At 37.9% G+C, this 26,591-nt stretch carries 26 protein-coding genes and 3 pseudogenes; 22 read left to right on the top strand and 7 right to left on the bottom strand.

The features are described 5' to 3' along the window. From ACFXN8_RS01955 to ACFXN8_RS01930, 6 genes are all read left to right on the top strand, one after another. Entirely contained in the window at positions 1–786 is a 786-nt protein-coding gene (locus tag ACFXN8_RS01955; protein WP_386842370.1) for a nucleotidyltransferase domain-containing protein, read from the top strand. 59 nt (positions 787–845) lie between these two features. Next, complete coding sequence (locus ACFXN8_RS01950; RefSeq protein WP_386842368.1) at positions 846–1,031, top strand: YpzG family protein; 186 nt, start codon at positions 846–848, stop codon at positions 1,029–1,031. 157 nt (positions 1,032–1,188) lie between these two features. Beyond that, the gene (locus ACFXN8_RS01945; protein ID WP_386842366.1) at positions 1,189–1,716 is read left to right on the top strand and encodes a hypothetical protein; all 528 of its coding nucleotides are present in this window, start codon (positions 1,189–1,191) and stop codon (positions 1,714–1,716) included. After that, positions 1,717–2,196 carry a hypothetical protein gene (locus ACFXN8_RS01940; protein WP_386842364.1) on the top strand — a complete coding sequence of 160 codons (480 nt, stop codon included), beginning with the start codon at positions 1,717–1,719 and terminating at the stop codon, positions 2,194–2,196. It abuts the gene before it with no gap. Between the two features lie 200 nt (positions 2,197–2,396). Then, positions 2,397–2,729, top strand: a complete 333-nt coding sequence (locus tag ACFXN8_RS01935) for a hypothetical protein (protein WP_386842362.1) — start codon at positions 2,397–2,399, stop codon at positions 2,727–2,729. A gap of 93 nt (positions 2,730–2,822) precedes the next feature. Beyond that, positions 2,823–3,161 (top strand): cupin domain-containing protein, encoded by a 339-nt coding sequence (locus tag ACFXN8_RS01930; protein WP_386842360.1) that lies wholly within the window; start codon positions 2,823–2,825, stop codon positions 3,159–3,161. 45 nt (positions 3,162–3,206) lie between these two features. Here the strand turns inward: ACFXN8_RS01930 and ACFXN8_RS01925 are convergent. Continuing rightward, positions 3,207–3,675, bottom strand: a pseudogene (locus ACFXN8_RS01925) (N-acetyltransferase family protein). Between the two features lie 90 nt (positions 3,676–3,765). Here ACFXN8_RS01925 and ACFXN8_RS01920 point away from each other — a divergent pair. After that, positions 3,766–4,194 carry an NUDIX hydrolase gene (locus tag ACFXN8_RS01920; protein WP_386842358.1) on the top strand — a complete coding sequence of 143 codons (429 nt, stop codon included), beginning with the start codon at positions 3,766–3,768 and terminating at the stop codon, positions 4,192–4,194. Between the two features lie 155 nt (positions 4,195–4,349). On the opposite strand, the gene ACFXN8_RS01915 is transcribed toward ACFXN8_RS01920, so the two are convergent. Continuing rightward, complete coding sequence (locus tag ACFXN8_RS01915) at positions 4,350–5,513, bottom strand: aminotransferase class I/II-fold pyridoxal phosphate-dependent enzyme (protein WP_386842533.1); 1,164 nt, start codon at positions 5,511–5,513, stop codon at positions 4,350–4,352. Between the two features lie 2 nt (positions 5,514–5,515). Further along, the gene (locus tag ACFXN8_RS01910) at positions 5,516–6,631 is read right to left on the bottom strand and encodes a methionine biosynthesis PLP-dependent protein (protein WP_386842356.1); all 1,116 of its coding nucleotides are present in this window, start codon (positions 6,629–6,631) and stop codon (positions 5,516–5,518) included. Between the two features lie 200 nt (positions 6,632–6,831). Here ACFXN8_RS01910 and ACFXN8_RS01905 point away from each other — a divergent pair, with 200 nt between their 5' ends. Further along, positions 6,832–7,380 (top strand): Rossmann-fold NAD(P)-binding domain-containing protein, encoded by a 549-nt coding sequence (locus ACFXN8_RS01905; RefSeq protein ID WP_386842355.1) that lies wholly within the window; start codon positions 6,832–6,834, stop codon positions 7,378–7,380. 79 nt (positions 7,381–7,459) lie between these two features. Here ACFXN8_RS01905 and mscL read toward each other — a convergent pair whose 3' ends face one another. Beyond that, the gene (gene mscL / locus ACFXN8_RS01900) at positions 7,460–7,849 is read right to left on the bottom strand and encodes a large conductance mechanosensitive channel protein MscL (RefSeq protein WP_386842353.1); all 390 of its coding nucleotides are present in this window, start codon (positions 7,847–7,849) and stop codon (positions 7,460–7,462) included. 171 nt (positions 7,850–8,020) lie between these two features. Here mscL and ACFXN8_RS01895 point away from each other — a divergent pair, with 171 nt between their 5' ends. Beyond that, positions 8,021–8,716 (top strand): lytic transglycosylase domain-containing protein, encoded by a 696-nt coding sequence (locus tag ACFXN8_RS01895; RefSeq protein ID WP_386842351.1) that lies wholly within the window; start codon positions 8,021–8,023, stop codon positions 8,714–8,716. A 132-nt stretch (positions 8,717–8,848) separates the two neighbouring features. Here ACFXN8_RS01895 and ACFXN8_RS01890 read toward each other — a convergent pair whose 3' ends face one another. The 3 genes and pseudogenes from ACFXN8_RS01890 to ACFXN8_RS01880 form a co-directional block, all read right to left on the bottom strand. Then, on the bottom strand, positions 8,849–9,106 hold the full coding sequence (locus ACFXN8_RS01890; RefSeq protein ID WP_370080445.1) for a GlsB/YeaQ/YmgE family stress response membrane protein: 258 nt from the start codon (positions 9,104–9,106) through the stop codon (positions 8,849–8,851). A gap of 251 nt (positions 9,107–9,357) precedes the next feature. After that, positions 9,358–9,804 (bottom strand): annotated as a pseudogene (locus ACFXN8_RS01885) (cysteine hydrolase family protein); the annotation flags it as partial. A gap of 162 nt (positions 9,805–9,966) precedes the next feature. Then, positions 9,967–10,056, bottom strand: a pseudogene (locus tag ACFXN8_RS01880) (cysteine hydrolase family protein); the annotation flags it as partial. 441 nt (positions 10,057–10,497) lie between these two features. Between ACFXN8_RS01880 and ACFXN8_RS01875 the strand changes: the two are divergent. The 13 genes from ACFXN8_RS01875 to rbsK all read left to right on the top strand — a co-directional run bounded on the left by ACFXN8_RS01875 (position 10,498) and on the right by rbsK (position 26,502). Then, positions 10,498–11,673 (top strand): amino acid deaminase/aldolase, encoded by a 1,176-nt coding sequence (locus ACFXN8_RS01875; RefSeq protein WP_376070891.1) that lies wholly within the window; start codon positions 10,498–10,500, stop codon positions 11,671–11,673. Then, the gene (locus tag ACFXN8_RS01870; protein WP_386842348.1) at positions 11,661–12,983 is read left to right on the top strand and encodes a D-arabinono-1,4-lactone oxidase; all 1,323 of its coding nucleotides are present in this window, start codon (positions 11,661–11,663) and stop codon (positions 12,981–12,983) included. The genes ACFXN8_RS01875 and ACFXN8_RS01870 overlap by 13 nt, the downstream gene beginning before the upstream one ends. 354 nt (positions 12,984–13,337) lie before the next feature. Next, entirely contained in the window at positions 13,338–15,008 is a 1,671-nt protein-coding gene (ilvD, locus tag ACFXN8_RS01865) for a dihydroxy-acid dehydratase (protein ID WP_376070896.1), read from the top strand. A gap of 464 nt (positions 15,009–15,472) precedes the next feature. Beyond that, a complete protein-coding gene (gene ilvB / locus ACFXN8_RS01860; protein WP_376070899.1) occupies positions 15,473–17,239 on the top strand; it encodes a biosynthetic-type acetolactate synthase large subunit in 1,767 nt (588 codons plus the stop codon). Beyond that, positions 17,236–17,751, top strand: coding sequence for an acetolactate synthase small subunit (gene ilvN, locus ACFXN8_RS01855; RefSeq protein WP_049664470.1), 516 nt, complete (start codon positions 17,236–17,238; stop codon positions 17,749–17,751). Before ilvB ends, ilvN begins: the two co-directional genes overlap by 4 nt. A gap of 12 nt (positions 17,752–17,763) precedes the next feature. After that, positions 17,764–18,885: a ketol-acid reductoisomerase gene (gene ilvC, locus ACFXN8_RS01850; protein WP_386842344.1), complete on the top strand. Its 1,122-nt coding sequence runs from the start codon at positions 17,764–17,766 to the stop codon at positions 18,883–18,885. Continuing rightward, positions 18,872–20,410, top strand: coding sequence for a 2-isopropylmalate synthase (locus ACFXN8_RS01845; RefSeq protein WP_386842342.1), 1,539 nt, complete (start codon positions 18,872–18,874; stop codon positions 20,408–20,410). Before ilvC ends, ACFXN8_RS01845 begins: the two co-directional genes overlap by 14 nt. A 188-nt stretch (positions 20,411–20,598) precedes the next feature. Next, entirely contained in the window at positions 20,599–21,699 is a 1,101-nt protein-coding gene (gene leuB / locus ACFXN8_RS01840) for a 3-isopropylmalate dehydrogenase (protein WP_386842340.1), read from the top strand. 16 nt (positions 21,700–21,715) lie between these two features. Further along, on the top strand, positions 21,716–23,125 hold the full coding sequence (gene leuC / locus ACFXN8_RS01835; RefSeq protein ID WP_386842338.1) for a 3-isopropylmalate dehydratase large subunit: 1,410 nt from the start codon (positions 21,716–21,718) through the stop codon (positions 23,123–23,125). A 30-nt stretch (positions 23,126–23,155) separates the two neighbouring features. Then, positions 23,156–23,746, top strand: a complete 591-nt coding sequence (gene leuD / locus ACFXN8_RS01830; protein WP_386842336.1) for a 3-isopropylmalate dehydratase small subunit — start codon at positions 23,156–23,158, stop codon at positions 23,744–23,746. Positions 23,747–24,104: 358 nt separating this feature from the next. Further along, the gene (locus tag ACFXN8_RS01825) at positions 24,105–25,316 is read left to right on the top strand and encodes an MFS transporter (protein WP_386842334.1); all 1,212 of its coding nucleotides are present in this window, start codon (positions 24,105–24,107) and stop codon (positions 25,314–25,316) included. Next, positions 25,313–25,483: a hypothetical protein gene (locus ACFXN8_RS01820; protein ID WP_376070920.1), complete on the top strand. Its 171-nt coding sequence runs from the start codon at positions 25,313–25,315 to the stop codon at positions 25,481–25,483. The genes ACFXN8_RS01825 and ACFXN8_RS01820 overlap by 4 nt, the downstream gene beginning before the upstream one ends. A 137-nt stretch (positions 25,484–25,620) precedes the next feature. After that, positions 25,621–26,502 (top strand): ribokinase, encoded by an 882-nt coding sequence (rbsK, locus tag ACFXN8_RS01815; RefSeq protein ID WP_386842331.1) that lies wholly within the window; start codon positions 25,621–25,623, stop codon positions 26,500–26,502. The last annotated feature ends 89 nt before the right edge of the window (positions 26,503–26,591 follow it).

Here is a 26,591-nt window from a genome sequence, read left to right as displayed (position 1 = left end):
ATGAAGGAAATTATACGAAGTAAATTAAAAGAAATTGAAAAAGAGTATCAAGTGAAAATTTTATATGCTGTAGAATCGGGTAGTCGTGCTTGGGGATTTCCTTCCAAGGATAGTGATTATGATGTTCGTTTCATATATATTCATCAACCACAGTGGTATCTTTCAATCGATCCTCAAGGAATTGGTGCGAAGAGGGATGTTATTGAAGTGCCTATTAATGATTTGTTGGATATTAGTGGTTGGGAAATAACAAAAGCATTAAGGCTATTTCGCAAAAGTAATCCACCTCTATTAGAATGGTTACGAAGCAATATTGTGTATGAACAACAATATTCATTTATTGACAATGTACGGTTACTGGAAAGAGAAGTTTTTTATCCAAATGCAAGTTTGTATCACTATTTAAATATGGCTAAAAACAATTATCGAGAGTATTTACAGGGCTCAGAAGTGAAAATAAAAAAATATTTCTATGTCCTCAGACCAGTTTTAGCATGTAAATGGATAGAGAAAAACAATACGGTTCCACCAATTGATTTTCAGGAATTGTTAAATGCAATTATTTCTGAGGGGCCTTTAAAAACCGAAATTCAGCAACTTTTACAGAGAAAAATGGCTGGTGACGAACTAAATATGGAGCCACGAATTGAACGTATTAATGAGTATTTAGATAAAGAAATAGAGCATGTTGAGACATACTGTAAAAATCTCAACGTTAAAGTCGATGATCCTACACAAAGATTAGATGCGTTATTTAGAAATACATTGCAAGAAGTGTGGGGATAATAGTGATAGAAAACTGAATAATTTTTAATCGCAAGGTCATACTAAAAAAGGTTTCACTTATGAAATCTATATTGATGAGGAGGATGGCACGAATGAGTAGGTTCGAACAACTAGACCCAAAATCTCAAAAAATCCACCGCAACTGGTCAAGGATTAAGCGTTCAAAATCTCAAGTAAATGGTGAAACGGAGATTACTCTCCATAACCGTATCTTGAGAAGCGAAGCAAAAGCCCGACAGTTTTAATCATGCTAGAAAAGTAAGTGTCATCAAGCCCAGAACATATTCTGGGTTTTTTTATTTTTACGGAATTGTAAAATCGACCAATTATTATTTTATCTTCGATTATTTGTAATTAACCCGATATAATCTTTAACACAAATAAAGGGGAGACATTTTTATTATGAAGATAACGTCCAATGCTAATACGGTAAATTTTCTTCAATCTACGAATGTTCAAACTATGGGGGAAATTCCTCAAGCAGTAAAAAAAGAACAGGATGCTGTAACAATTGGAGCGGAAGCACGTCGATTATTCGATAGTCAAATTCAATTGCAAGGTGTTCCAGATGAGATAGCTCAAAAAATAGCTTCCATTTTCAAGGATGGTGGAAAAATAAATTTTGTTGAAAGTGAAGAGCAACAAGCTATTCGTGCGGAACAGCAGGCTAGGCTTGACGAAGAGATAGAGCATAATGTTCTTGCTATCATTATTCCACATATTCAAACAAATGATAAGCTCGCCAATAGTTTAAAGGGAGCGAGTCAGCAAGTATTTGATGCTACATACATAACAATATCTCAAAACTTTTTAGTGCGCGATGTTGGGGATATGACTGAGGAACAACGTCAAGCCATGATCTCACTTGGTTTAGAAAAAGCACAATATATTGCAGATAACTATTTAACTGGGCAGCAGGCAAAAGATTAGATGGATGCCATGACAACAATTGCAAAATTTGCTGTTAATGGCGTGAAAAATGACAATGGTAAAGTAGTTTTTGCTATCGAAAAGGGCCCATTAGTACATGCACCTGATGATTATATTCATATAGATGATCTTGTGAAAGAAGCTTTCCCTGAAAAATGGCAGAGTTTTAAAGATAAAATATTAGCTGCTACTGAAAAACAGGATAAAGACGCACTTCTTGAAGCATTTAAGGATTATAACCAACTAGTTAAGTCAATTTATTCAAATCAATCCCATCTAGTACAAAAGAAAGTAGAGAATTATAGTGACTGGCAAGAAACGATTAAAAATACGGTGATTTCAAATCATTTTAGTCGGTTAGATAAAACATCTCTTTCAAACTTTGTTGGTGATATAATGACAAAAAATTCTTGGTTATCAGATGAATTTTTAGCGAAGGATTTAAAAAATTTCCAAAGATATCTGACTAGAAATCATTAAAAAATATAAATTCTGAAGTCTCTTTGGATGAAATATTTTTGGTATTTTATCGTCGGAGGTTTATCTGGATTAATATTTTCATATATTGCAAACGAAATATCAAGAACATTAGCTATAATAATCTTTTCGTAGTGGTAACTATAGCTTATTTCAATTAAAAGGCATTTAATTAATTTATAAACACGGAGGAGGAATTTAATATGTCATTAATTGCAGAATATGAATGTGAAGCATGTGGGCAGCATGTTGCTTTTGATTCTGATGAAGATTGTGAACCATTTGATGAAGGGTTATGTAAAATTTGTTATGATAACGAATTTGTAGTGTACTGTGTATTGCATTTTGAAGGTGAATTAGATTATGAAATGTTTGTTAATATTAAAGATGATTCTAGTATTAGGTCATATATTAGAGAAAATGGTGAGTACGAAAAAGGTACAACAGTGACGATAGAACCCCTCGAATACAATTCAGACATTCAAGAAGAAATTGATTTCTATACATCAGAAGGACGTAATCAATTTACTATATAAGCAACAGATAAACACAATAAACAATATGCTTCTATACTAAGCATACTTGTATAGGATGGTAGCAAACAAAAAATGAAAGGAAAATAGGTTACCATGAAAAAATATAATTTCACACAAGAATTGGCTAATCAAATTAATAATTATCAATCAATAGATGCTTTTTATACGAAAATCATGAAAACAGCGGAACCTGCCAATATTGGCTTCATTTATATAGAGCCTGGTGGTGTTGTTGGGATGCATGAGGCGCCTGTCCCACAGTTATTTATTGTGATTCAAGGGGAAGGATGGGTTTGCGGTGAGGATCAAGAAAAAGTAATGATAAAGACTGGGGAAGGTGTTCTATGGCAAAAAGGGGAGGTACATGAATCTGGGAGTCATTCAGGTTTAACAGCACTTGTCATCCAATCTGAGCAAATTCCTCTTGCATAGATTACATATAAAATGTGTAACGGAGTGAGTTTTTACTCCGTTATACTAAGCAGTTAGTGTTAAGCCAAGTTTAACAGTTTTCAATAAATGACCATCAAATAACTCATCAAACTCCTCCAATTTCTTGAAGCCCTTCGCTTGATAAAAGTTCATGCCAATCGTATTTTCCTTTTCTACACAAACTAAAAGTGATGTTAAATCTGGAAGCATTTTGATTCCTTCTTGTAATAGGGCTGTACCAATACCTTTGCCCTGAGTTTCAGGAAGTAAATATATTGAGAATAGTTCTGCCTCTCCATCTACAACATTTGAAAAATTTGCAAAGCCTACGATCGATTCTTCAAGTATAGCAACTAAAAATAGACTTTTTTCCAAACGACCTAGTAATCGATCATTATTATAAGCAACTTGTAAAAAACGAACTTGAATCTCATTTGGGATAATCCCTTCGTATGTTTGATGCCAACTTTTTTTGGCAATTTTCTTGCACAAAAATGATGTCATTCTTTTGCATATGTCGTATAATTGAACTCAATACTTTTCACCTACAATTCCAATTTTTCCGTTTATTGTAACATTAAATCACGAGAAAGGGGATGACTTCATGCAAGTTGTTGAAAAAGCATTTGGCTATATTACGAGAGAGCATGAGGGTCAGTTACAAGTGCTAGTATTTGAGCAAAATACAGAAGGAGCAGGGATTCAAATTCCTAAAGGCACGGTAGAGGAAGGGGAAACACCGCTAGAAGCTGTAACACGGGAGATGTTTGAGGAGACAGGGTTAGCCTATTTAGTAGTGAAGGGGTTAATTGCCCAAGATTATTTTAATCATCATTCAGGGGTATTACAAAAGCGCTATTTCTATCATTTAACGACAAATGAAAAAAGAGATTCGTGGAAGCATTGTCCGACAGGTGTAAACGAGGCAGGCTTAGAATTTTCATTTTACTGGATAACAGATGAACAAGAAGTAACACTGGCAAAGGGACATGGAGATTATTTATATCGAGTACTAGCTCGTGTGAACAACTGATTGTTAAACATTTAAAATTGTACATTTAATAAAAAATTGACTATGACATAAATATAGTTCAAAGCAAAAATGCTATATCAAAAAAGCGCAAGAAATCAACGTTTCTAAAATTGATTTCTTGCGCTTTTTAAGATTTTGACCTATTATGTCTATCTTTAAATAACCTTTGCGGCAACCTCTAATGCCTGAGCGAAATCTGCAATCAGATCGTCAACATGCTCAAGCCCTACTGAGAAACGTAATAAACCATCAGTAATACCACGTTTTGCACGCTCCTCAGGCTCCATTGCTGCATGACTCATTTTTGCAGGGTAGGATAAAATCGATTCAACGCCACCTAGAGAGACAGCGAACACTGGAATTTTCATCGCTTCCACAAGTGCCTTTGCAGCTTCATAACTTGGTAGGCGGAAGGATAGTACTGCACCTGCACTCGTAGTCTGACTTTGATGAATCTCATAACCAGGATGTGATGTAAGCCCAGGGTAGTATACTTGCTCGACAAGATCATTTGTGTCTAAAAAAGCCGCAATCTTTTGTGCCGATTCAGCAGATCGACTAAAACGCACATCTGTTGTTTTCATATTTTGCAATAAAGTAAAGCAGTCCTGTACACCTAATATATTGCCGAATGAATTTTGGATAAAGTAAAGATCCTGACCAATCTTTTCGTCAGCAGTTACTGTTAATCCTGCGATAATATCAGAGTGCCCAGATAAAAACTTTGTAGCACTATGAATAACAACATCAACACCTAGCTCAAGTGGACGTTGGTGTAAAGGCGTCATAAAAGTATTGTCTAAAAACGTTAAGCAATTATGCTGCTTGGCAAGTGCTACTACTCCGCGAATATCTGTGATGCCAAGTGTTGGATTCGACGGTGTTTCCATATATAGTAGTTTTGTAGCTGGTGTAATGGCTGCTTCTACCGCCGCTAAATCTGTGAAATCAACGAAAGTATGGGAAATACCGAAGCGTGGTAAGACTTTTGAAACGAAGCGGTATGTTCCTCCATAAACATCCTCTGTAATGACTATATGATCACCTTGAGATAATAACATTAATGCTGCAGATACCGCGGCAATTCCAGAAGAATATGCATGCGCTCGTACACCACCTTCAAGCTCTGCTACTGCTTTTTCTAATGCATCACGCGTAGGGTTGCCAGAACGTGCATAATCATATTCACCGAATTCATCGATACTCTCCTGATGGAAAGTTGATGATACATACATAGGCACATTGACTGCACCTTTTTTATTTTCATAGCCGTCACGAACACCTGCGTGAATTAAGCTTGTTTCAATATGCTGCTTCATCATTAAGCCTCTTTTCTAAGGATATCGAATACTTGTTTTAAATCCGCAATTAAATCTTCAGCCTCTTCAACTCCAATAGAGAAGCGGAGTAATCGATCACATACACCACGTTCAATGCGCTCTTCATAAGGCATATCCGCATGTGTTTGAGTAGCAGGATACGTAATAAAGCTTTCAACACCACCAAGACTTTCAGCGAAGGTAATTAACTTCAAGTTTCGAAGGAATGGGTCAATCCACTCGGCCTTTTTCAAGCGGAATGAAAGCATACCACCTTTTCCTGTGTAGAGCACGTCTGTTACAAGCTCTTCTTCCTCTAAATAGGCAGCAATTGCTTTCGCGTTCGCATCATGTTGCTTTAATCGAAGATGCAATGTTTTTAATCCGCGAATAAGTAACCAGGAATCCATCGGACCTAACACCATACCGCTGCCATTATGAATAAAGCCAATACGTTCTGCTAATTCAGCACCTTTGGCGACAACTAAACCAGCTAACACATCATTATGTCCGCCAATATATTTAGTCGCCGAATGAATGACAATGTCTGCACCTAATTCGATCGGACGTTGGAAATATGGTGTATAGAACGTGTTATCGACAATTAACCATGCCCCATGCTTGTGAGCTAATTCCGCATATGCTTGCAAATCAAATTCCTGCATAAGCGGATTTGTCGGCGTTTCAATGAATAGAGCACGCGTATTGTCGTTGATTAATGCTTCTACCTGTTCCACTGATTCAAATTTTGAGTAAACAGGCTTAATGTTATATGTTTCTTCAAAGAAATTAAAAAGTCGATATGTACCACCATATAAATCATCAGGCATCACTAATTCATCACCAGGCTTAAACAAGGATAGAACTAGTTGAATAGCAGCCATCCCAGAGCTACAGGCAAAGCCCGCATCTCCGCCCTCTAAATCTGCAATTCCTTCTTCTAATAGAGCACGAGTTGGATTTTTTGTACGTGCATAATCAAAACCAGTGGATTCACCGATCCCTGTATGTTTGTAAGCTGTCGATAAATGGATTGGTGGGCTGACAGCACCTGTTATAGGATCACTTAAATTCCCAAGTTGTACGAGTTTTGTTTCAATACTTCTGCTGTTTGTCATGTCGTCACTCTTTTCTTCATCATAATCACGGGGAGTCAAAATATCTAAAAGACTAGTACTTCTTGTCCCAATATTCTCAATAATTGTTACCAATTTAACATGTATACTTAAGAAGAACAAGATAATTTCAGAAAATTAGAGAGATTGTTTATATTAAAACGTCTAGGAATAGTAGGAGATAAGGAAGGAGAGAAAATTAAATGAAAAATTGGCTAGTAATAGGTGGAACAGGAATGCTAAAGGATGTTTCTGTATGGCTTATACAGCAAGATAATCATGTAACCGTTATCGGGAGACAACAAAAGAAAATGCAAAATTTGATAAATGAAGCTAAAAATGATTCGAAATTGTCACCTTTATTAGTTGATTATACGAATTACAATAGTTTTAAATCGGTATTAATAGAGTCCCAAAAAACTAGTGGATCATTTGATTGTATTATTGCTTGGATTCATGGCTCGGATAAAAGAATTTGGGAGTCACTTTTTGAAGCAATTTCTACTACGAAAAATTTGATTATATACCATATAAAAGGAAGTAGCTCTTATGTAAATAATGACCGTACAAAAAATTATTTACCTTCTAATATAGTTTATCGGGAGGTGAAGCTTGGATTTATCATAGAAGACAATAATTCTTCGAGATGGCTAACAAATGGTGAAATTGCACAAGGGATTATTGATGCAATAAAACAGGAAGTACCGGAAACACATGTCGGCGTATTTGAACCATGGGATTTGCGTCCATAAAAAATCTCTTCAATAAAAAAGAATCTGCCTCTTATCGCGGCTTATCCGTGGTAAGAGGCAGATTCTTTTTGAATATGATTTAAGCTTGCTCTTTTTTTAATAAATCTCGAATTTCTTTTAGAAGCTCTTCTTTAGAATCCAATTCTGGTGTTGGTTCTTCCACAACAGCCTCTTCTTTTTTACGAGATAGTTTGGTCATAATTCGTAATGCCATGAAAATTGCAAAGGCGATAATGAAAAAGTCAAGAATAGACTGTAAAAATACACCTAATTTTATTTGTGCATCACCTGAACCATAAGCAAAGCTTTTTGTTAAATCAACACCACCAGTTAAGACACCGACTAATGGCATAATGATATTTTCAACTAAGGAGGTAACAATTTTACCGAAAGCACCACCGATTACTACTGCCACTGCTAGATCGACAATATTGCCTTTCATAGCAAACTCTTTAAAGTCTTTCCACAAAACAAATTCCTCCTATAATTATCCCTATAAATTAATCGAATTATATTTTACTATATTTTTCCCTTTCTTTTCAACTGTTAAAGTAGTGGTAATTATATTCGGAAAAATCTACTACATAAAACGGTAATTTTGGTAAAATAGAAATAGTATAAGAGAGATTAGGTGTGACATATGGCGAAAAAAAAGAAGACAAAACCGATGCTATCGCCTTCCGTTCAATTAGGCATGATAGCTTTACTAATACCAATAGCGATAACTGTGTGCGTTTTCGCCTTTTTTGCATGGAAGGAGCTGCAAACATTAACTATATTTGAAAAATTAGCAAAGCAAAAAGAACTAGAAGAAATCCAACAAAATTTCGATATGAACATTCCTGAGCAATATATTCCCATCTATGTAGCAGCGGAAGAGAAATACGGTGTGCCTTGGACGTTGCTTGCCGCCCATCATCGAATTGAAACACGCTTCTCTACAATGAAATCGCTCGTTTCATCAGCTGGGGCTGAAGGTCCGATGCAATTTATGCCTTGTACATTTGTCGGCTGGAAACATCCTTCCTGCTCGGGATTAGGAAAAGGGGATATATCGAAGGCAGAATTAATGAATTTAGAAGCCATAAAAAAATATGGTGGATATGGCGTAGATGCTAATGGAGACGGCATTGCAGATCCTTATGATATTGAGGACGCTATATTTAGTGCTGCGAATTATTTATCGAAAAATGGTGCAGCAGATGATCATATTCAGCAAGCGGTCTATACATACAATCACAGTGATGAATATGTTAAAAAGGTATTACATTATTTCAATTTGTATAATGATTATCATGATGAGCTAAAGGAAGTAGTCCTTTATAAAGAAAAGTAAAGAGCCAGGAAAGCGCCCAGTCGGAACGGAAATCAACCACTCGTTTTGCCGAAGAGCCATTTTATTTTTATGGACACAATTTTTTTAGAACAAGTAAAGAGCCATCAAAAATGATGGCTCTTTATTACATATTTAGGTTGCTTTACGCATACCCTTTAAAATAATGCTTACAATGAAGATCAGCACGACAGCACCGATTAATGCGGGGAATACGTAAAAATTACTAACTCGCCAACCCCAGTTGCCAAGAACCATACTACCGATCCACGAACCGACAACCCCTGCAACAATATTCCCAATGATGCCACCGGGTACATTTTTACCTAAAATGACGCCAGCCAACCAACCTAATACTCCGCCGATGATTAAATACCAAATGAAGCTAATCATTTTTTTCATCTCCTTAAACTAAGATATAATGGCGATTATTTAGTTATGCCCTGAATGGAGTATATTACGCGTCTTGCTTCTTAGTAATTATTACAAATTCTCAATAAGGTTTTTATCTTCATTCAGCTTATGCTAACGCTTCGATTTTGCATAGACAAAAGTCATTTTTTGACGCTTCATTTTTGCGCAAAAAATATCTGTAAGTATTTTTTTCTGTAGCAAAGAAACTACAATGACGCCAAATTGATTAATTAACAAACTGTTGCACCTAATGTATGTTCAATATGACGCAATGCCCATTCATGACCTGCAGCGTCAAAACTTGCAACACCATCTGCATAAACAACCGTTGAAATGCTCAAATTATAAGCATCAACGGCTGTATGTAAAATACAAATATCAGTACAAACGCCAACTAAATGAATTTCTTTGATTCCTCGCTCATTCAATAAAATCGATAAATTGGTTCCGGCAAATGCGCTATAACGCGTTTTATCGAGCCACATCACTTTATCTTTGTGAAGGTTATACATTTTACCAACTTGTCCGTATAAGTGACGTCCTTTAGTGTCGCGAATATTAGGAGGAGGAAATAGCTTGGTTTCAGGATGGAATGGATCATCTTCCTCATGTAGATCATTCGCAAAAACAACAAACTCTTTTTCAGCAATAAATTTTTGAATTAAGGATGAGATTTTTTTATCTTCATTCAGCAGAGTTATCCATTTCTATAGGTGTGAGTTGAATGCAGTTACTTTTGTGGATATCCAAATATCAATTGAATGAAGATAAAGCCTCCGGCGGATGTCACGTATTTTGAATTGTGCGTACACAATTACGCCAAAGCGAAATTGATCTAATAATACTTGACCGGGCTCCCCGCATGTTAGTTTTCCATCAGAAGCGACAAAATCATACGTATAATCAATTACTAATAAAGCCTTTTTCAACTTTTTCACTATCCCTATAGGTATAATTTCACTTTTATCATGCCATATTTGGGCCTGTTTGTCAGAAAAATGAATCATATTTAATATTACGAATAGTTTGAAAATTGATTTTTCTGAGCGTATAATGTGAAAAAAGGAGAGTGGTCTATATGAATATGACAGCTATGAAACGATTAAATCGCCAAGGAATTCTTATTGCGGGTTTACATCTGCTAGTTTTGTTGAATTTAGCAGCGGATTTTATATTCTCCTCGTAATCTCTAAAAAATAGAAAGGTGAGTTAAATGCTTGTCCATTATTAAAACAACCGTGAAGACAAATTTGATTACATGTCCACGGTTGTTTTTTATTTGTCCTGATAGAATTTGCATAGAAAAACCTTACTAAAAGGAATTTCTAAGGTAAATGTCAAAGACAAAGTACAAACAAAGGAGTGATAGGATGACCACTAGATTTGATCGAGCGTTCCATGAACTAGAGCGTCCATTTGCTTGGTTGGACTTTGATGCACTGGATCACAATATTGCTACTGTACACGACTCTTGTGGGCAGAAAAATATACGTATTGCTACGAAATCGATTCGTTCTGTAGAGATATTACGCTATTTACAAAGTAATCTCTCCAATGTGAAAGGATTTATGACATTTACAGCGGCAGAAACACTATTTTTACTGCAACAGCATTTTGATGATTTACTGCTAGGATATCCGGTGATGGAAGAAGCTTCTGTTCGTCAGTTATTGCACTTTGTAAAAGCGGGGAAAACTATCACTTTTATGGTGGATAAGCAGGAGCATGTCAAATTTTTGGCGGAGCTAGGGCAAGAGCTAGATGTTCGTGTGCAGGTATGTATTGATATTAATGTATCCAATGATTTTAAGCTGCTTTATTTTGGTACAAAACGCTCTTCGCTTCATTCACAGGAGTCACTAACACCATTCCTCGAATATATTAAAAATCAAGCATTTATTGAAGTGGTTGGAGCGATGGGCTACGAGGCTCAAATTGCAGGAGTCGGTAATCGTCCAGCAAATGCTGTGAAAGGAAAACTTATTGAAGTAATGCAGTTGCAAGCTAAAAAGCAAGTTACCCAGTTTCGTAGATTAGCCATTGCACATATAAAAGCATATTTTCCAAGCTTGCACTTTGTAAATGGTGGAGGTTCAGGAAGTATGGCATACACGGCACAACAGAAGGAGGTAACAGAAATAACGGTTGGCTCTGCATTTTATGCACCAGCTTTGTTTGATCAATTTACGCATTTACAGCTGGAAAAGGCAGCTGGATTTGCTTTAAGTGTAACAAGAAAGCCAGAAAAAAATATTGTTGTTTGCCATGGTGGAGGTTATACGGCATCTGGAGCAATTAGTGCTGATCGATTACCGGTATTCTATGAACCAACCTTTTTTTCATATCTTAACCTAGAAGGAGCAGGAGAAGTTCAGACACCCGTTAAGGTAAAACATAAAAAAGTCAATGTAGGGGACACGCTATATTTCCGACATGCGAAGGCTGGAGAACTTTGTGAAAGATTTCAAGAACTACATGGGATTAGAGGGGACAAGCATGTAGGAGCTTATTCAACCTATAGGGGGGATGGTCAATGTTTTCTATAGATAAGTGGAAAAATGGTCAGAAGTGGACAAACTGGGCTGGTAATGTCATCTCGTATCCGTCTGAGATGTACTTACCTCAATCTATTGAAGAGGTGACAAATATCGTGAGGCATGCACGTGAATTAGGAAAAACGATTCGTGTCACAGGTGCAGCTCACTCCTTTAGCGCTGTTGCGATGCCTGAGCATTTAGCACTTTCTTTACATAATATGCGTGGGCTTATAGCTGTGAATGAAGAGAAACAAGAAGCGACTCTTTCGGCTGGAACGTATTTATATGAAATAGGCCCATTACTTGCGAAGCATGGCTTTGCCCTAATAAATATGGGCGATATTCAGGAGCAAACGATTGCAGGAGCAGTGTCAACGGGTACCCATGGAACGGGTGTAAAACTCGGGTCGTTATCCTCAGCTGTAACAAGATGGGGTTTTGTAGATGGTACTGGTACTTATAGGGAGCATATGAGAGGAATGGATGATTTATCTGAAGCTTTGCATGTTTCACTAGGTATGCTAGGTGTACTTGTGAAAGTAACGATTAAGGTGATACCTCTATATAGCTTACATTATGTGAGCACAAGAGATACTTTAGAAAACGGGATGGCGATTTTTGCTGAAGATATTCGACAGAATCGACATGTAGAGTGGTTTTATTTCCCGGGTAGCGAAACAATTCAAGTGAAGCGTATGAACGCTGTAGAGCCTGTTTATCAAAGTGATTGGAGTAAGAGGATAGAAACATTGAAACTGCAAATAGTAGAGAACGGTGCTTTTTTTGCTATGTCTGAGCTTTGCAAATGGAAGCCTTCATTAAGTGGTGCTATGAGTAAATTAGCAGCAGCCAATGTTGTCGAAGGGGAGAAAACAGGGATTAGCTATGAAATTTATCCTTCTCCTCGTAGCGTAAAGTTCCAAGAAAGTGAATATGCTATTCCATTAACGCAATTTGAGTCATGTATGGAGGAGATCCACGCAACCTTTAAAAGTGGAATTTTTAATGTGCATTTTCCGTTAGAATGTCGGACGACAGCAGGTGAAGCAGGTTTTTTAAGTCCTACCCAAGGGCAAGAATCAGCGTTTATTGCCTTTCATATGTATAAAGGAATGCAGGAAGGGCCTTATTTTGAATGGGTCCATACGATGATGAAGAAATATAAGGGACGACCACATTGGGGCAAACTAAGTCATTTAACTGCTAATTATGTATATGAGCTATACCCAGATGTTGAAAAATTTTTAGCGATTCGAAGTCAATATGATCCTGATAATGTGTTTTTGACAGGGTACTTAAGAAAGTTATTTACATTATAAGCGCAATCTCCTTAATTGCCGTTCATCGCTTTTGAAGGATTTGGTAAAAATATTGATAGATTATTAAAAAAATTAAAATTTGAACGAAATGTCAAAATATTCACTAAAGCGAGATAAAAACGATAATTAATCAGCATGAAAACGATTTCAAATTTTGAAGATTATTTAAATTGTTTGGACAATTCAAAAAATACTGTTGACGAGACCTTTTTTTCGTACTATGATTACAACAATTTAACACGTTCGTTACAGCAGTTAGTCGTCTTCTAGGCGATTGACATATACGTAAAAACGGAATAGACAGAACATTTTGTATATAGCAACGAACATAGCAATAAATGAGGGGCGTTTAAAATGAGAAGTGACATGATTAAAGTAGGCGTAGATCGTGCGCCACATCGAAGTCTTTTATATGCAACAGGCAAAGTAAAAGCGAAAGATTTAGGCAAGCCATTTATCGGGGTTTGTAATTCTTATATCGACATTATACCAGGTCACGTTCATTTACGAACATTTGCTGATGTAGTCAAAGAGGCCATTATTGAAGCGGGTGGAATTCCATTCGAATTTAATACAATCGGTGTAGATGATGGTATTGCAATGGGGCATATTGGTATGCGTTACTCGTTACCAAGCCGTGAAATTATCGCAGACTCTGCTGAAACAGTTATTAATGCACACTGGTTCGATGGCGTGTTCTATATTCCTAACTGTGACAAAATCACACCGGGGATGTTAATGGCAGCAGTTCGTACCAATGTACCATCAATCTTCGTATCGGGTGGTCCAATGGAGGCAGGTACTTCTGCTAGTGGCAAGCAGCTTTCATTAACTTCAGTTTTTGAAGGTGTAGGAGCTCTTAAATCAGGCAAAATGTCATCTGAAGAGCTGTTAGATATTGAAAACAATGCATGTCCAACATGTGGTTCATGTTCAGGAATGTTTACTGCAAACTCTATGAACTGCTTAATGGAAATGCTAGGAGTAGCTTTACCTGGTAATGGAACAATCGTAGCTACTTCTGAAGAGCGCCATAAGCTTATTAAAGAAGCTGCTAAACAATTAGTCCGTATGATTAAAGAGGACATCAAGCCTCGTGACATTATTACTAAAGAAGCAATTGATGATGCATTTGCACTTGATATGGCGATGGGTGGTTCGACTAATACAGTTCTCCATACATTAGCAATCGCCAATGAAGCTGAAATCGATTATAACATTGAAGATATTAATAAAGTAGCAGAGCGTGTTCCATATCTAGCGAAAATTATGCCTGCTTCAGATATTTCAATGGATGATATAAATAAAGCAGGTGGCGTTAGTGCCATTATTAATGAATTAACATCTATTCCAGGTGCTATTCACCCAGATCGACCGACAGTTGCAGGAGTAACAATGGGTGAGCTTGTAAAGGATTATCATATTATAAATGATGAAGTTATTCGTACGAAAGACAATCCGTATAGCCCAGTTGGTGGATTATCGGTGTTATTTGGTAATATCGCGCCAGAGGGTTCTGTTATTAAAGTAGGCGCTGTAGACCCTTCTATTAAAGTATTCAGGGGCGAAGCAGTCGTCTTTGATTCACAAGAAGCAGCACAGGAAAATATCGATAACGGGACGGTAAAAGAGGGCCATGTAGTCGTCATTCGCTACGAAGGACCAAAAGGTGGCCCAGGGATGCCTGAAATGCTTGCACCAACGTCTGCGATTCAAGGACGTGGACTTGGTACAAAGGTTGCGTTAATCACAGATGGACGTTTCTCAGGTGCATCTCGTGGTATTTCAATCGGACATATTTCACCAGAGGCAGCAGAAGGCGGTCCAATCGCTTTAGTAGAGAACGGAGACATGATCACAATTGATCTACCAAATCGTACGATCAATTTAGAAGTTTCAGATGAAGTATTAGCTGAACGCCGTGCAAAACTACCGGTATTTGAACCGAAAATTAAGCGCGGTTGGCTAGCAAGATATTCAAAACTAGTAACAAACGCCTCTACAGGTGGCGTTATGAAAATTTAAATAGTTAAAGCGTTGATGAGGTTAAAGGTTCTAGAGCCTTGTATCTACCAGAGAGCCGGTCGTGCTGGAAGCCGGCGATACAACTAGATCCGACATCCCCTCGGAGCGAGCTATTAAAAGCGTGTTCGCCATTAGATAGCTCCGGGCATAATCGAAAGTGCTCGTTATTAATGAATAAATAATTTATGACACCATATTGGATGCGAATGATCTCGCATTGGTGCATAAATGCTTATATTTATTCACGAGGTAGCAATTATTTGCTATAAAAAAGGGTGGTACCATGGAAAGTCTTTTTCATCCCTACGTAAGGTAATTCTTTGCGTGTGGAGAAAAGGGCTTTTTATCTTTTTTCGAAGTTAGAAAGAGTCTGTCATCTCTTTTCAAGGAGATAACCAGCTTGTAATACTTCAATGATGCGCATTACTGATGTGAAATTGAATGATAAGAAGGAGGCATATTTGATGAGTACGAATGTTTCTATCGATGAAAAAGAAGAATTAGCAACAACAGCAAAAGCTGAACAAACCTATCAAGCGAAAGATGGTGCTGACGTATTAGTGCAAGCACTACATGAACAAGGTGTTGAAATTGTTTTTGGTTACCCTGGTGGAGCGGTACTACCAATTTATGATGCCATGTATAAAAATCCGGTTCGTCATATTTTAACTAGACATGAACAAGGTGCAATCCATGCAGCGGAAGGTTATGCACGTGTTTCCAATAAACCTGGTGTTGTTATTGCAACAAGCGGTCCGGGGGCAACAAACTTAGTAACTGGTATTGCCGATGCGATGATTGATTCCATTCCATTAGTTGTATTCACAGGTCAAGTTTCAACATCTGTGATTGGTACGGATGCTTTCCAAGAAGCGGACATTATGGGCATTACGACACCAATTACGAAGCACAATTATCAGGTGCAGGATGTTAATGATATCCCGCGTATTGTTAAAGAGGCTTTCCATATTGCAAGCACTGGTCGAAAGGGACCTGTTGTAGTAGATTTCCCGAAAAACGTATCTCAAATGTTGTTTGATGTGGAGAACCCACCACAGGCTCCTGAAGAAATATATTTACCGGGTTATCAACCAACGTACAAACCAAATTATTTACAAATTCAAAAGGCTATACAGGCGATTTCATTGGCCAAAAATCCAGTCATTTTAGCTGGAGCTGGTGTCCTTTTTGCAGATGCCAAAGAAGAGTTAACAGCATTCGCTGAAAAATACCAAATTCCAGTTGCAAACACTTTACTAGGACTTGGTTCAATCCATGGAGAGCATGAATTATTCATCGGTATGGCAGGAATGCATGGAACTGTAACAGCGAATACAGCTATTACAAAATCAGACTTATTGTTGAATATCGGAGCTCGCTTCGATGACCGTTTAACTGGTAATTTGGCTACATTTGCTCCAAATGCAACAATCGTACACATCGATATTGATCCAGCGGAAATTGGAAAAAATGTTCCGACAGATATTCCGATCGTTGCAGATGCTAAAGAAGCATTAAAAGCATTATTGAAAAAAGACTTCGATGGTCCAGATACAACAGAATGGCTAACATACTTAAATAATCATGCAAAGGAATATCCATTATGGTACAGCAAGGAGCCGGGGGACAAAGAAGTTTTACCGCAGGAAGCATTAGAGCTTGTGCATAAAATTACAGAAGGTGATGCAATTGTCACGACAGATGTTGGACAGCATCAAATGTGGGCTGCGCAATATTATCGATTAAACAATGATCATGGATGGGTAACGTCTGGTGGACTTGGTACGATGGGCTTCGGCTTCCCGGCTGCAATTGGCGCCCAGTTTGCGAAGCCAGACAAAAAAGTTGTTGCTATTGTGGGTGATGCAGGATTCCAAATGACTGCGCAAGAGCTTTCTATACTGCAAGAATTCAACTTACCGGTAAAAGTGGTGATTTTAAATAACAGTTGTTTAGGAATGGTTCGCCAATGGCAAGAAACATTCTACGAGGAGCGTTATTCATCTTCACTTATGCCGATCCAACCAGACTTTGTTAAATTAGCTGATGCATATGATCTGAAGGGCTATCGAATTAACACAATTGATGAAGCGGAAAGTATTTTCCGCGAGGCACTACTTTCTGATGAGCCAGTGTTAATTGATTGTCGTGTTAAACAGCTTCAATGTGTTTACCCAATGGTAGCACCAGGCAAAGGCTTACATGAAATGATTGGGGTGAAAAAGAATTGAAACGAGTAATTACAGTAACAGTGATTAACCAAAGTGGTGTCTTAAACCGTGTAACAGGTTTACTTATGAAGCGTCAATTCAATATTGAATCAATCACAGTTGGTCATACTGAACAGCCAAACTTCTCGAAAATGACTTTTGTTGTAAACGTTGAGGATGAGCGTAAGATTGAACAGCTAGTGAAGCAATTATCTAAGCAAATTGATGTGTTAAAGGTCAATGACATTACAGACAAATCAATCGTGCTTCGCGAGTTAGCGCTTGTAAAGGTAATTTCACCACCAAATTTACGACTGGAAATGAATTCAATTGTTGAACCATTCCGTCCGCAAATTATTGATACAGCGAAAAACGTTGTCACCTATCAAGTAGTAGGAGATCCAGATAAGATTGATGCTTTTATTGAACTAATTCGACCTTATGGTATTAAAGAATTAACGCGTACAGGGGCTACTGCATCTGTTCGTGAAACACAAAAAATCTCAAATACGCAGCTCTCTATTTTAAAATAGTTTGCATATAAAATGGATAGCTTTGGATACATAGACCTTAGTGGTTTACTAGCATCCGAAGTTTTAAAAAACAAACCAAAAATTAGGAGGAAACAAACAATGGCTACTATGTATTATGATCAAAACATCAACGAGGAAGTATTAAAAGGGAAAAAAATCGCAATCATCGGTTATGGTTCACAAGGTCATGCACATGCACTAAACCTTAAAGAATCAGGATTCGATGTAGTAGTAGGAGTTCGTCCAGGCGGATCTTTCGATGCAGCAAAAGCGGATGGATTAGATGTAAAGACTGTTGCTGAAGCAGCGCAAGAAGCAGATGTTATCCAAATTTTACTTCCAGATGAGCGTCAAAAAGCTGTATATGAGGCTGAAATCGCTCCACATCTTGAAGCGGGTAAAGCACTTATGTTTGCACACGGCTTCAACATTCACTTCGGTCAAATTACACCACCAGCAGATGTGGACGTATTCTTAGTTGCACCAAAAGGTCCAGGACACTTAGTTCGTCGTCAATTCCAAGAAGGTGCTGGTGTACCAGGTTTATTCGCAATTCATCAAGATGCAACTGGTCAAGCAAAAGATTTAGCTCTAGCTTACGGTAAAGGAATCGGTGCAGCTCGTGGCGGTTTACTTGAAACATCATTCAAAGAAGAAACTGAAACTGATTTATTCGGTGAGCAAGCAGTACTTTGCGGTGGTGCTACACAATTAGTAAAAGCTGGTTTCGAAACATTAGTAGAAGCTGGCTACCAACCAGAATTAGCATACTTTGAAACGCTTCACGAACTAAAATTAATTGTTGACCTAATGTTTGAAGGTGGTATGGCAACAATGCGTTACTCAGTATCGGATACTGCAGAGTGGGGTGACTATGTGGCAGGACCACGTCTTATCGACGACTCTGTAAAAGCTCGTATGAAAGATGTATTAACGGATATTCAAGATGGTACATTCGCTCGTCGTTGGATTCAAGAAAACGAAAACGGTCGTCCAGACTATACAAAATTCAAAGAAGCTGGTGCAAATCACCAAATCGAAGAAGTTGGTGCTAAATTACGTGCAATGATGCCATTCATCAACGAAGGTAAAGAAAAAGTTGTGAGAGAAGTGGCTACAAGTGCGAAAAATTGATATTTTCGATACAACCCTTCGCGACGGCGAACAATCTGCTGGGATTAATCTAAACACCGCAGAGAAGATTGAAATCGCGAAGCAACTGGAGCGCCTAGGTGTGACAATTATTGAAGCAGGTTTTCCTGCTTCGTCACCCGGTGACTTTGAGGCGGTAAACCGTATTGCTGGAACAGTGAAAAACTCGATCGTAACAGGTTTAGCTCGCTGTGTACAAAAAGATATCGACACAACTTGGGAAGCCATTAAAGTGGCCGAACAACCACATATTCATATTTTCCTAGCAACTTCTCCAATTCATATGGAATACAAGCTAAAAAAATCACCCGATCAAGTGGTAGAACAAGCGGTTGAAGCCGTAAAATATGCGAAAAAATTCTTTCCGCTTGTGCAATGGTCTGCAGAAGATGCATTTCGCTCAGATCGTGAATTTTTAGTACGTATTATGAATGATGTTGTTGCCGCAGGTGCAACAACCATTAATGTACCTGACACAGTAGGATATGCATCACCACAAGAATATGGTGCATTATTTAAATTTCTACTTGAAAACGTAAAAGGTGCTGAACAGGTAAAATTCTCTGCACATTGCCATGATGATTTAGGGATGGCAACCGCTAACACGATTGCTGCCATTGAAAATGGTGCCTCACAAGTAGAAGGTACGATTAACGGTATCGGGGAGCGCGCTGGAAATGTTGCGCTTGAAGAAATCGCAGTTGCCCTTCATATCCGTAAAGATGTTTACCCTGTAGAAACAGGTATTCATTTACAAGAAATTAAGCGGACATCTCAATTAGTCAGTAAGCTCACGAATGTGGTTATTCAGCCGAATAAAGCGATTGTTGGTAAAAACGCATTTGCACACGAATCAGGTATTCACCAAGATGGTGTGTTAAAAAATCCTGAAACGTATGAAATTATTTCACCTGCTCTTATTGGTGAAGGGGAGGTACCGCTCGTTCTTGGTAAACACTCAGGTCGCGCAGCATTCCGTGACCGAGCAGAAACAATGGGCTTCCATCTTTCGGATGAAAAACTAAATAAAGCATTTACTGAATTTAAAAAATTGGCTGACCGTAAAAAAGAAATTACGGAAGAAGACTTACTAACGCTTCTTACTGAGCAACAAATTCAAATAGAAGATGTTCCACTTTACGAACTAAAGATGGTACAGGTGCAATATGGTACAGAAAATATACCAACAGCAACAGCGATTGTTTTAACACCAGAAGGTCTAGAGAAGACAGTTGTTGCAACTGGTTCAGGCTCGGTGGAAGCCATTTTCAATACGCTTGAGCAACTTGTACAAGGGGATATTCATGTGATTGATTACCGTGTTAAGTCTGTCGGTAAGGGACGAGATGCACTAGGAGAAGCCGTGATTAATATCCGATACGATGATGTATCGACTACTGGACGAAACTCATCACAGGATGTTTTAGAAGCATCGGCAAAAGCTTATTTAAATGCCATTAACCGTCATTTGATACAAGCAAGCCTTCGTGCACAGCCTGTAAGTTAATCGATCTTCAAGCTTCAGTAAATGTCGCAGATTTTGATGGTAGTGAATGGAATCAGCATAATGCATATTCCAAACGCAATTATGCCAATTACGTGTAGTCGTAATATTACTGACCTCACCTATTCATATAGGTGAGAGTCTAACTAAAATAGCGTAGTCAACGCTATACAAAGAAAGGTGTTTTGACGATGGAGAAAAAAATTACAGTACTTCCTGGTGACGGAATTGGGCCAGAGGTTGTTGCTTCTGCTGTACGTGTATTACAGGTGATTGGTAAGCGATTCAACCATACATTCCATTTAGGTTATGCAACAATCGGAGGCGCTGCCATCGACCAACACAATAATCCACTACCAGACGAAACAATTGAGATGTGCGAAAATAGTGACGCAGTTTTACTTGGAGCCGTTGGTGGTCCAAAATGGGATAATAACCCACCTGAATTACGTCCAGAAAAAGGATTATTACGTATTCGCAAACACTTTGACTTATTCGCAAATCTTCGTCCAGTAAAGGCGTTCCCGAGTTTACTAGATGCATCACCATTAAAGCGTGAAGTAGCCGAAAATGTCGATTTAATGATTGTACGTGAATTAACAGGCGGCGTATACTTCGGGGAACCACGTATGCGTACTGAGAATGGCGCGATTGATACAACGGTTTACTCAACTGCAGAAGTTGAGCGTATCGTTGAAAATGCCTTTGAATTAGCACGTTTACGTGGAGGCAAATTATGCTCTGTTGATAAAGCCAATGTACTTGAAACAAGCCGCTTATGGCGCGAAGTAGTAGAAGCAAAGAAAAGGGATTATCCAGATGTGTATGTAGAGCATAATTTAGTTGACTCAGTTGCTATGAAATTAATTACAAATCCTAGCCAATATGATGTGGTAGTTACTGAAAATATGTTTGGAGATATTTTAAGTGATGAAGCATCTGTTATTACAGGCTCTTTAGGCGTATTACCTTCTGCGTCCATTCGTGGAGATAATTTTGGTCTATATGAACCAGTGCATGGCTCAGCACCAGAAATCGCAGGCCAAGGTGTAGCTAATCCGGCAGCAACAATTCTATCAGTTGCCATGATGCTACAATATTCATTTGGCTTAAAAGAAGAAGCAGCAGAAATCGAACGTGCTGTAAGTGCAGTATTTGATGATGGTTACTTCACCGCAGATCTTGCACGTGGTGGCAGTCGTATACTATCGACGAATGAATGGACAGATAAAGTAATTAACGAAATAGATACAAGCTTTGTTTCAGAAAGCATTATGACAACATACATTTAAGAAATGAGTGAAGATAATGGGTAAAAATATAATTGAAAAGATTTGGGATAAACATTTAGTTTATCAGGAAGAGGGCAAACCGGACCTGTTATATATTGATCTCCATTTAATTCATGAAGTAACTTCTCCGCAAGCTTTTGAAGGTCTACGTTTGAACGGACGTCAAGTGCGTCGTCCAGATTTAAGTTTTGCGACAATGGATCATAACGTGCCTACAAAAAATCTACCGACGATTCATGATCCAATTGCACGTAACCAAATTGAGACGTTAGCTAAAAACGCTGAAGAATTTGGCGTTGAGCTTGCAGGAATGGGGCACCCTGACCAAGGAATTGTCCACGTAATTGGCCCTGAGCTAGGTTTAACTCAGCCTGGTAAAACGATTGTCTGTGGGGACTCTCATACGTCTACACATGGTGCGTTCGGAGCGATTGCCTTCGGTATTGGTACATCTGAGGTAGAACATGTATTGTCAACACAAACCCTATGGCAAAATAAGCCGAAAACAATGGAAATTCGTGTTGAAGGTGAGCTATCTGTAGGTGTAGCTGCAAAAGATATTATTCTAGCGATTATTTCTAAATTCGGTATCGGTGTCGGCACAGGATATATTGTGGAATTCACTGGAGAGGCTATCCACAAACTTTCTATGGAAGAACGGATGACAATTTGTAACATGTCGATTGAGGCGGGTGCAAAGGCTGGGCTAATTTCTCCTGACCAAACAACTGTTGATTATATCCGTGGACGCAAACATGCACCTCAAGAAGAAAAGTTTGAGGAAGCGGCAAAGTATTGGTTAAGCTTAGCATCCGATGAAGATGCAACTTACGATACAGTTCGAATTATTCAAGCTGAAGAAATCGAGCCATTCATCACTTGGGGAACGAATCCGTCAATGGGTTCAGGTGTTTCAAGTAATGTTCCAACACAGGCAGATTATGAGGATGAATCAGATAAAGCAGCTCTTCGTAAAGCACTTGCCTACATGGACTTAGAGGAAGGTCAACCATTAACTTCAATTGATATCCAACACGTATTTATCGGTTCTTGCACAAACTCACGCATTAGTGATTTACGTGCAGCTGCAAATGTCATCGAAGGGCGTAAGGTACATGAAAATGTATCAGCGATCGTTGTTCCAGGCTCCTATTCGACGAAACAACTAGCAGAAGCAGAAGGATTAGATAAAATCTTTACAGATGCTGGCTTTGAATGGCGTGAGACAGGTTGCTCGATGTGTCTGGCAATGAATGATGATGTAGTACCAGCTGGTGAACGCTGTGCATCAACATCAAACCGCAACTTTGAAGGACGCCAGGGAGCTGGTTCTCGTACACACTTAGTATCACCGCCAATGGCAGCAGCGGCAGCAATTGCTGGTCATTTTGTGGATGTTCGTGAATTCGTAAAGGAAACTGTGTAATTTCCATTTACACGGAAGGGATGATTGCAAATGGAACCAATTAATATCGTAAAAAGTGTGATAACACCACTTGATCGTAAAAATGTCGATACAGACCAAATTATTTCGAAAGAGTTTTTAAAGCGTATTGAGCGTACAGGGTTTGGGCAGTATTTATTTTACCATTGGCGCTTCGATGCAGAGGGCAATGCAATAAAGGACTTTGTGTTAAACAAACCTGAATTCAAAGACTCTAAGATTTTAGTAGCACAAGATAACTTCGGTTGTGGTTCTTCTCGTGAACATGCACCGTGGGCAATCTTAGATTACGGCTTCAATGTAGTGATTGCACCATCATTCGCAGATATTTTCCATAATAACTGCTTCAAAAATGGGATTCTACCAATCAAACTAACTGAAGCAGAGTGTGATGAAATTTTAGCAAAAGGCTTAGAAAAACCGTACACGATGGAAGTCAATCTTAAAGCACAAACAGTAACGGGTGAAGATGGTACAGTCTATAATTTTAGCATCGATCCTTACTATAAAGAAACACTGCTAAATGGTTGGGATGAAATTGCCCTAACCTTTAAATACGAAGAACAAATCGCTGCTTACGAAGCAAAACGTATTGCATATTAATAGAATAAGGAATTTCCTTTTGACTGAAGACACACTTGATGTTGTCTTCAGTTTTTTTATTGCATAAGGAAGGAGTTGCCGGGTTGAAGTGAACAATGCTCAGGTAGTGAAAAACTCATTGATTGGAAAATGATTAGTCCTTACCACTTTACATAATAAAAATACAGCATTAGTTATTGTGATTTGTTAATTATTTGTAAAAAAACATAACAAATTGAAGCAATATTTTGATAATATATAAATAGAGTTATGGTAAATAAATAGAATGTCTTTTAGTTCAGTTAATAAAATATTTACCGAAAAAACTTTTATGAAAAGTGGAAGTAAGCTCTTACTAAAAATAAGGGGCGGAACTATCATGACAATTCTGCGAAAATACAGCTTGTTAATTGGGGGCTTAGGTTTTTCTAAATTAGGGGACTGGATTTACCTTGTAGCGCTTAATTTATTTATATGGCATTTAACACAATCGCCGGCAGCGATGGCTGGAATTTTTATTGTCGGACCAATAGCAAGAGTTTTAACAAGTTTGGTAGCTGGCTCTTTTATTGATCGTATGAATAAACGCAAGTTGATGATTGCAACTGATATTATACGAGGTTTCATTGTTTTTTGTATGCCTTTTATGGAATCTATTTGGCTCATTTATACGCTGTTATTTTTAGCGAATATAGCGAGTAGTTTCTTTGGACCTAGTAGTACCTATTATATTACAAAGTTTGTTCCCTCAGAAGATAGACAACGTTTTAACGCAATACTTGGCACGTTCAATTCAGGCTCGTTTTTAGTAGGTCCAGCACTAGCAGGACTCCTCATCATGCTTTTTAATACGACAGTTACGATTTGGTTTAATAGCTTTACATTTTTTGTTTGTGCTTTGATCATTTACTTTTTACCAGATGTAGATGAGCTGAAGGAAACTTTACGGCAACGTATAACTTGGCACCTATTAAAAAGTGACTATCTAGCCGTCATAGCTTTCATTCGACAAAATTCATTATTTATAACGATTTATTTACTGTTTCAAAGTGTGTTTATGATTGCATTTGCGCTTGATTCTCAAGAAACAACATTTATAAAACAAGATTTAGCTTTATCCGATAGCTTATACGGAACCTTTATAAGTAGTGCAGGAGCCGGAGCAATTATAGGTGGAATGGTTGCCGCAAGCTTCGCTAAAAAATGGTCCACTCGATCATATATAGCTTTTGGTTTGTTCCTGACAATGTTGTTTTACACCGCCTTTTATGCTTCGACATCAAGTATTTTGGCATGTGTAAGTTTAGTTTTTCTAGGCTTTTTTATGGCATTTAGTAATACTGGTTATGAAACGTTTTATCAGCAAAATGTACCGCCTGAAATGATGGGGAGATTCGGTAGTATTTCTAGTATTTTTCAAAATATTTTACAAATTTCCTTAACCTTATTATTAGGTCTATTTGCAGAATTATTTACGCTTCAAATGACTGCAATTATTTTCGGTATTATTAGTATTTTATTGTCAATCTCATTATATTTTGTACTATATTCCCCAAAAAACTACATCGGGTTAAAGGAGGAAACATTATGATTAGCTATTTACTTCGTTGTATTTTTTGTAAGAAAACATTTGAAGTTGTAGAAGGGACAAAGAAATATAAATTATATAAACAAAATATGAATGGGAAATTTTCCTGTGAAGATTGTGATAGAAAAATTGAATTAGAGGCAAGGAAAGGTCTATTGGGAAAACTTTAAATAGGGTAACGATAAACGGCATAGTAGAACATCTAATAAGAAGATTAGTACTCCACAATTTTCTAATGTAAATGCCCTGTCTTTCTTCGGATTTCTCAGTTAAAATGAAAAAATAAGATGGAAGGCAGGGTATAAAGATGATTACAGTTATAGGCAGCATAAATATGGATTTAGTTGTACAAATGGGGGTTTTTCCAAAGCAGGGAGAAACGATCCTCGGTAAAGATTTTCAAACGATTCCAGGAGGAAAAGGGGCTAATCAGGCAGTAGCTGCGGCACGTCTTGGAAGTGAAGTCACAATGATCGGCTGTGTGGGCTCCGATAGTTTTGGTGAAACATTGTGCACTGTTTTACAGCAAGAGCATGTTCAAACTGATGCTATTACAAGTGTATCGGCACCTACTGGGATTGCTAATATTTTACTCTACAATAATGATAACCGAATCATTGTAGTGCCTGGGGCAAATTATGAATTAATGCCTGCGCATATAGAGGCAGCGAAAGAAATCATTCAAAAAAGTCAGATGGTCATTATGCAGCTAGAAATCCCGATGGAAACGACCGCTTATGCAATAAAACTTTGCAAAGAAGCGAATGTACCTGTTTTATTAAATCCAGCACCGGCCACAAATTTTGATGTGCAATGGATGGAGGATATTACTTATATCACACCAAATGAAACGGAGTGTGCCGAAATTTTTGGAGATGATATTGAGCAAGTGTTAGAAAAATATCCCAATAAAATGATAATGACGCTAGGTAGTGATGGCGCACGCTATTTTGATGGTGAATATCCTATTCATGTTCTGGGTTATTTGACGAGAGCGGTAGATACTACAGGTGCAGGTGATACATTTAACGGTGCACTCGCTTATGCTTTAGTTGAAGGGCAATCATTAGATCAGGCAGTGTATTTTGCAAATATTGCTGCTTCATTATCAGTGGAGAAATTCGGTGCACAAGGTGGTATGCCAACACTTGGAGCGATTTATGCACGTATGGCTGGAGTTGAAGAATAAAGAGGAGAAGACTAACTCATTTACAAATTTATAAAAAAATATTATTTCTTTTAGTCTGAGTGAGGAATAATATCTATGATAGAAGGTTT

It is taken from the genome of Lysinibacillus sp. NPDC059133 (assembly GCF_042755925.1).
GTDB lineage: Bacteria > Bacillota > Bacilli > Bacillales_A > Planococcaceae > Lysinibacillus.
This window is presented reverse-complemented; position numbering and strand designations above follow the sequence as displayed.